Origin of the sequence: Polaromonas sp. AET17H-212, assembly GCF_002379085.1 — a bacterium.
GTDB lineage: Bacteria > Pseudomonadota > Gammaproteobacteria > Burkholderiales > Burkholderiaceae_C > Polaromonas.
This window is the reverse complement of sequence record NZ_NBZW01000057.1, coordinates 1-5,861: the sequence shown is the minus strand read 5'-3', so window position 1 is coordinate 5,861 and position 5,861 is coordinate 1. Positions and strand designations below refer to the sequence as shown.

General features: G+C 66.9%; 6 protein-coding genes. 1 reads left to right on the top strand and 5 read right to left on the bottom strand.

Annotated features, from left to right (window positions below):
• Positions 1 to 236: 236 nt before the first annotated feature.
• The 5 genes from B7G53_RS22135 to purE all read right to left on the bottom strand — a co-directional run bounded on the left by B7G53_RS22135 (position 237) and on the right by purE (position 4,252).
• Positions 237 to 1,082: a sensor histidine kinase gene (locus B7G53_RS22135; protein WP_096671781.1), complete on the bottom strand. Its 846-nt coding sequence runs from the start codon at positions 1,080 to 1,082 to the stop codon at positions 237 to 239.
• A gap of 167 nt (positions 1,083 to 1,249) precedes the next feature.
• Positions 1,250 to 1,486: a hypothetical protein gene (locus tag B7G53_RS22130; protein WP_096671780.1), complete on the bottom strand. Its 237-nt coding sequence runs from the start codon at positions 1,484 to 1,486 to the stop codon at positions 1,250 to 1,252.
• A 29-nt stretch (positions 1,487 to 1,515) separates the two neighbouring features.
• Positions 1,516 to 2,526, bottom strand: a complete 1,011-nt coding sequence (locus B7G53_RS22125; RefSeq protein ID WP_096671779.1) for an L-threonylcarbamoyladenylate synthase — start codon at positions 2,524 to 2,526, stop codon at positions 1,516 to 1,518.
• Positions 2,523 to 3,746, bottom strand: coding sequence for a 5-(carboxyamino)imidazole ribonucleotide synthase (locus tag B7G53_RS22120; protein WP_096671778.1), 1,224 nt, complete (start codon positions 3,744 to 3,746; stop codon positions 2,523 to 2,525). Before B7G53_RS22120 ends, B7G53_RS22125 begins: the two co-directional genes overlap by 4 nt.
• Positions 3,743 to 4,252 carry a 5-(carboxyamino)imidazole ribonucleotide mutase gene (gene purE, locus B7G53_RS22115; protein WP_096671777.1) on the bottom strand — a complete coding sequence of 170 codons (510 nt, stop codon included), beginning with the start codon at positions 4,250 to 4,252 and terminating at the stop codon, positions 3,743 to 3,745. The genes B7G53_RS22120 and purE overlap by 4 nt, the downstream gene beginning before the upstream one ends.
• 159 nt (positions 4,253 to 4,411) lie before the next feature.
• On the opposite strand from purE, the gene trxA reads away from it, so the two are divergent.
• Positions 4,412 to 5,311, top strand: a complete 900-nt coding sequence (trxA, locus tag B7G53_RS22110; protein ID WP_096671776.1) for a thioredoxin — start codon at positions 4,412 to 4,414, stop codon at positions 5,309 to 5,311.
• The last annotated feature ends 550 nt before the right edge of the window (positions 5,312 to 5,861 follow it).

Below are 5,861 nucleotides of genomic sequence, written 5' to 3'. Positions count from 1 at the left end.
CCGTCTTTCGTCGCCAGTGCAACAAATTCCTGTTTCAGACTCATGGTGTCTTGTGCTTTCCAAGGCATGGTGACCCTCCGGCAAATTCGCCGGAAAGTGTCAACCATGTCCCCGCACACCTGTCACCTATGTCCCCGGTCTATACAGCGAAGCAAAAGAAAGTTACTTGCCGCCGGGCAACCCCCGGCCAGCAGGCGCCGGCATAAGCACTGACTGCGGAAAGAATCCGCAAGCCTTCAGGCCCCTGGCAAGGTGAAGTAGATCGTCGCGCCCTGCTCCGGCTCGGCCTCGGCCCAGACCCGCCCGCCATGCCGCATGACGATACGTTGCACCGTGCTCAGCCCGGCGCCAATGCCGGGGAAATCCGAACTCACATGCATGCGCTGGAAAATGCCGAACAGTTTTTCGGCATGGGCCATGTCGAAACCCGCGCCGTTGTCCTTGAAAAAATAAACCGTCTCGCCGTCCGGCCCGGCCTGGCGGCCGACAGCAATCGCAGCGTGTGCTTTTTTCGAGGTGAATTTCCAGGCGTTGCCGGCCAGGTGATCGACCAGCTGCCTGAGCATCGCCGGGTCACCCTGTGCCACCAGCGCCGGCTGCACCGTGATGTGGGCCGCCCGCCCGGGGTCGGCCTCCTGCAGCCCGGCAAACGCGGCCTCGGCCAGCGCGCCCAGGTCCACCGTCTGCGGCGCCAGCGGTGCACGCAGCAGGCGCGAGACGGCCAGCAGCGCGGCGATCAGCTCGTTGATGTTGCCCACGCCCAGGCGGATGCGCTGCAGGTAGTGCGTGCTGCGTTCCGCATTGCCCTTGGCCACGGCGCCTTCCAGCAGCCGGCTGAAGCCGTCGATGGTGCTCAGCGGCGCGCGCAGGTCGTGCGAGACCGAGTAGGAAAAATTCTCCAGCTCCTGGTTGGCAGCCACCACTTGGGCGCTGCGCTGGTTCAGCTGATCCTCCAGATGGGCCGTGATGCGCAGGATTTCCTGCTCGGCCGCGGCGCGGTCACTGCCATCACGCAGCTGCTGCAGCAAGGCCGAAACGGCGGGGACGGCGCTGACGGCGACGGGTTCGGGGGGCTGGGTCATGACAAGCCTTGCGCTGGGGCGGTCGCTGCATTCGTGCAACGAGTGCAGGTTGTTGAAAGTGAGAAGGTCATCGGTGTCCCTGAATAACAGCGGGTGAATGGGCCACTATGCATGGTGCCGGGCCCGGGCGTCAAGCAGCGGCCCCATGAAGGCGGCAGGAGGCCGGCTCAGGGCGCACCGTCGTCCGGCGCCCTGCCGGCACGGCGCGTGGCAGGCGGGGTGCACTCGTCCGGGTTGGCGACCCGCAGCCACCCGAGGGCCAGCGCCGCGGGAATGGCGAGGTACCAAGACGGGTTGCCGGTGAACCAGGCGCCCGCCATGCCGGCGGCGGCACCTGCCGACAGGCACACAACAAACCAGGCCAGGCGGTTTCGGAGGCTGCGGGGCCTTGGTGCAGCGGACATGGGTCAGGCCTTTCTTGCCGCAACGCGCATCAACTCGCGGCGGCCCGCTGCAGCCGGTCCCGCACGCCGTCCCAGGCCGGATCGGCCGGCAGGTGTTCAATCCAGATCAGCTTGACGCCCTGGGCGTCGAAGTCGCGCAGCACGGCGAACAGCTGCTGCGCGGTGGCGGCGGCATCGTCGGGCATGCGGCGGTACAGCACCTGCGCCGACGGGATGCGCACGATGCTGCGGGCGTACACGGCGATGTGTGCAGCCTGCGCGCCGAGCAGGTCGAGTGCGGTCTGGATCGCGCCGGCGTCCATCAGGCGCACCCGGGCGTTGGGCGCGTAGTGCGACGCCAGCGTGCCGGACGCGCGCGGTGCCGCATCCAGTGCGGCATCTCCAAGCGCGGCTTCTTGCTGCTGCCATTCGTCCTGGTCAAGCACCGGCTCGCCGCAGGCGGCTTCGAGCTGCGCGCGGGTCAGCAGGCCGGGGCGCAGCAGCACCGGTCGGCCGCGCGTGCAGTCGACGATGCTGGACTCGATGCCGACCGCGCAGGGCCCGCCGTCGAGCACCAGCAGCGCATCGCCGAATTCTTCAGCGACGTGCCGGGCGGTGGTCGGGCTGACGCGGCCAAAGCGGTTGGCGCTGGGGCCGGCCACCCCGGTGGCGCAGGCCTGCAGAAAGGCCAGCGCCACCGGGTGCGCGGGACAGCGCAGGCCGATGGAGTCCTGCCCGCCGGCGGCGGCGGCGGCCACGCCCGGCTGGCGCGGCAGGATCAAGGTCAGCGGTCCGGGCCAGAAGGCCTGCATCAGGCGTGCGGCAAACGGCGGCACGCTGCTGGCATAGTCCGTCACCTGTGCGGCCTGCGCCACATGGACGATCAACGGATGATCGCTGGGCCGGCCCTTGGCGGCGAAGATGCCGGCCACGGCGCTGTCACTGGACGCATCGGCGCCCAGGCCATACACCGTCTCTGTGGGAAAACCAACCAGGCCACCGGACCGGATCACACGCGCGGCCTCAAGAATAGCCGCCGGGTCGGTGCCGTCGCGGATCATTGCAGGGCATCCAGGCCGGGCAGCCCCAGCAGCTGCGCGGCCTGGCGCGCAACCACCCGGACACCGGCCACGTCGGCGCCGGTGACGGTGAGGTGGCCCATCTTGCGGCCGGCGCGTGCTTCGAGCTTGCCGTACAGGTGCAAATGCGTGCCCGGCAAGGCCAGCACGGCCTGCCAGTCGGGTGTCTGCGGCTGGCCCGCGGCGTCAAACCACACATCACCCAGCAGATTGAGCATGATGGCCGGTGAATGCTGGCGCGGCTGCGGCAGCGGCAGGCCGGCCATGGCGTGGACCTGCAGGTCGAACTGCGAGACATCGCAGGCGTCCATCGTGTAGTGGCCGCTGTTGTGCGGCCGCGGCGCCATTTCGTTGACCACCAGCGCACCGTCGGCGCTGCCGTCGTCGATGACAAAAAACTCCACACACAACACACCCACGTAAGCAATGTGGTTTGCTATGGATTCAGTAGCTGCTCGCGCCCGTGTTGCAAGAGCTGAAGGCATATTTCCTTCATAAGCCGCGGTGACGGCGAGGATGCCGTCGATGTGCAGGTTGTACTGCGGCGCAAAACCGGTGATGGCGCCGTCCCAGCCGCGCGCGACGATGACCGAACATTCGGCCTTCAGCGGCAACAGTTTTTCCAGCACGCAGGGCACCTGCTTGAGTTCAACCCAGGCGGCGGCGAGTTCGGCGGTATTCCTCACGCGCACCTGGCCCTTGCCGTCGTAACCCATGCGCGCCGTTTTCAGGATGCCGGGCAGCAGGTCGGCCGGCACGGCGGCGAGCTGCGCCGGCGTTTCGATCACGGCATAAGGCGCGCAGGTCACCCCGGCCAGGCCGGCGCTGGCCGTGAAATGGGCTTTTTCCTCGATGCGGTTTTGCGCAATGGCCACGGCCGCCGGGCCGGGCGCCACCGGCCGGGTCGCGGCCAGGGTTTGCAGCGCGCCAGCCGGGACATTTTCAAATTCGGTGGTGATGGCGGCACACAGCGAGGCCAGCTGCGCCAGGCCGGCGGCATCGCTGTAGCCGGTGGCGATGTGGTGGTGGCTGACGCGGCCGGCCGGGCTGGCCGGATCGGGGTCGAGCACCGCGGTGAAATAACCGAGGCGCTGTGCCGCATGCACAAACATGCGGCCGAGCTGGCCGCCACCCATCACGCCCAGGGTCGCGGGCTGGCCCGCGGCGTCGACAGCGCCCGGGAAAATCGGTGCCTGGCTCATGCGGGCGGCAAGGTCATGGCGCGCGCGGCGGCGGTCTGTTCGGCACGGAAGGCCTGCAGCTTGTCGGCCAGGGTTTTGTCGTGCAGGGCCAGCATGGCCACCGCAAACAGGGCGGCGTTGGCGGCCCCGGCGTTGCCGATGGCAAAGGTCGCGACCGGCACGCCCTTGGGCATCTGCACGATGCTGTGCAGCGAATCGACGCCCTGCAGGTGGTTGCTGGCGACCGGCACGCCAAGAATCGGCACCGCGGTTTTGGCGGCCAGCATGCCCGGCAGGTGCGCGGCACCGCCGGCGCCGGCAATGATGGCGTGCAGGCCGCGCCCGCCGGCCTGTTCGGCATAGGCAAACAGCTCGTCGGGCATGCGGTGGGCCGAGACCACACGCGCTTCGTGCGCCACGCCGAATTGCTGGAGAATCTGCACGGCATGCTGCATGGTGGTCCAGTCGCTGCTGGAGCCCATCACCACACCCACGAGGGGCGGCTTCTGATCTTGCGTTGTTGTCATGTGTTGCCTTCCGGGCCTGCTGTGCGGTCCATCGTTCGCTGCCAGCGCTGATTTTACGGGCTGGTGGGCCGCCGGGCCGGCCGCCGCATGCTATCGTGCCAGCGCGGCACCGCTGTGCCTGTTGAAAACACCTTCACCCACCCCTATGTGTCCAGCACCATGATCGACGTCACCATTGCCAATTTCGAAGAGGAAGTCGTTGCGGCCTCCATGACCACCCCCGTTCTGATTGATTTCTGGGCGCCCTGGTGCGGGCCCTGCAAATCACTCGGCCCGATCCTGGAGAAGGTCGAGATCGCCTACGGCGGCCGCTTCAAGCTGGTCAAGATCGACTCCGACCAGGAGCAGCAACTCGGCGCCGCCTTCGGCATACGCAGCATCCCGACCTGCATCCTGATGATGAACGGCCAGCCGGTCGACGGATTTGCCGGTGCGTTGCCCGAGGGCAAGGTCAAGGAGTTTCTCGACAAACACCTGCCGCCAGGCGAGGAGTTGCCCCCCGCCGAGGAAGAAATCGCCGAGCCGGAAGACGCCAGCCCGGCCGCCCTGCTGGAAAAGCTGCAGGCGGCCGTGGCGACCGACCCGGCCAACGACAACGCCCGCTTTGACTACATCCGACTGCTGCTGCAGCACGGCCAGGTTGACCACGCCAAGGCCGCTTTTGCACCGGTGGCCAGCAAGGCGCCGACCGTGCGCAAGTTCGAGGCCCTGCAGCACTGGTTCAACGCTATCGAATCAGGAGCTGCTCACGCCGATCTGGCAGGGGCCCAGGCCGGATTTGATGCAAAACTTGCAGCGAACAAGCGGGATTTCGACAGCCGTTACGCGCTGGCGCAGCTGCACATGAGCCAGCAGCGCTGGGTGCCGGCGATGGACGAGTTGCTGGAAATTTTGATGCGCGACAAGTCCTGGAACGAGGAACTGGCACGCAAGACCTTTGTATCCATCCTCGAAATCATCGAGCCACCCAAGGTCAAGGTCGCCGACGGCCAGATTCCGCCGGATGATCCGACCGTGGCCACCTACCGGCGGCGGTTGAGCAGTGTGGTGCTGAGCTGACTTCTTGGCGGCATCACGCTGCGCCTGCGGTCCGCATTGGACAGTAGGCACAACTCCCCACTCCCACCCCTAGCCCCTCCCTCGCCCCGCTGGGCGATGGAGGGGGACTTCATTTGGCTATGTGTGCTGCGATCGCGTGCAAACACCACTGGCGCTTGAGTCCGACCTGACGCGCTTTGCGCGTCAGGTCTCCCCGCATCCGTACCCGTACCCGTACCCGTACCCGAATTTGTTCCCCAACCCGTCGGGCTGGGCCGAGGAGCGCAGCCGAAAGCGGATCAGGGCGAGCGATTGTCTGAGCGAAGCGAGTTTGAGCTCGACCCCGCTTTCGGCGAGCACCGCAGGTTGCCCGGAGCGAAGCGGAGGGACCCGGACCATCGGGTCGCCTTTTCTTTGGTGACTTTCTTTTGGCGACGTGTATAGACCGGGGACATAGGTGACAGGTGTGCGGGGACATGGTTGACACTTTCCGGCGAATTTGCCGGAGGGTCACCATGCCTTGGAAAGCACAAGACACCATGAGTCTGAAACAGGAATTTGTTGCACTGGC

What these genes read in the sequence shown, in the direction of transcription:
- B7G53_RS22120 (WP_096671778.1), bottom strand. Translation starts at nt 3,746, where the DNA reads ATGAGCCAGGCACCGATTTTCCCGGGCGCTGTCGACGCCGCGGGCCAG.
- purE (WP_096671777.1), bottom strand. Translation starts at nt 4,252, where the DNA reads ATGACAACAACGCAAGATCAGAAGCCGCCCCTCGTGGGTGTGGTGATG.
- B7G53_RS22130 (WP_096671780.1), bottom strand. Translation starts at nt 1,486, where the DNA reads ATGTCCGCTGCACCAAGGCCCCGCAGCCTCCGAAACCGCCTGGCCTGG.
- B7G53_RS22125 (WP_096671779.1), bottom strand. Translation starts at nt 2,526, where the DNA reads ATGATCCGCGACGGCACCGACCCGGCGGCTATTCTTGAGGCCGCGCGT.
- trxA (WP_096671776.1), top strand. Translation starts at nt 4,412, where the DNA reads ATGATCGACGTCACCATTGCCAATTTCGAAGAGGAAGTCGTTGCGGCC.
- B7G53_RS22135 (WP_096671781.1), bottom strand. Translation starts at nt 1,082, where the DNA reads ATGACCCAGCCCCCCGAACCCGTCGCCGTCAGCGCCGTCCCCGCCGTT.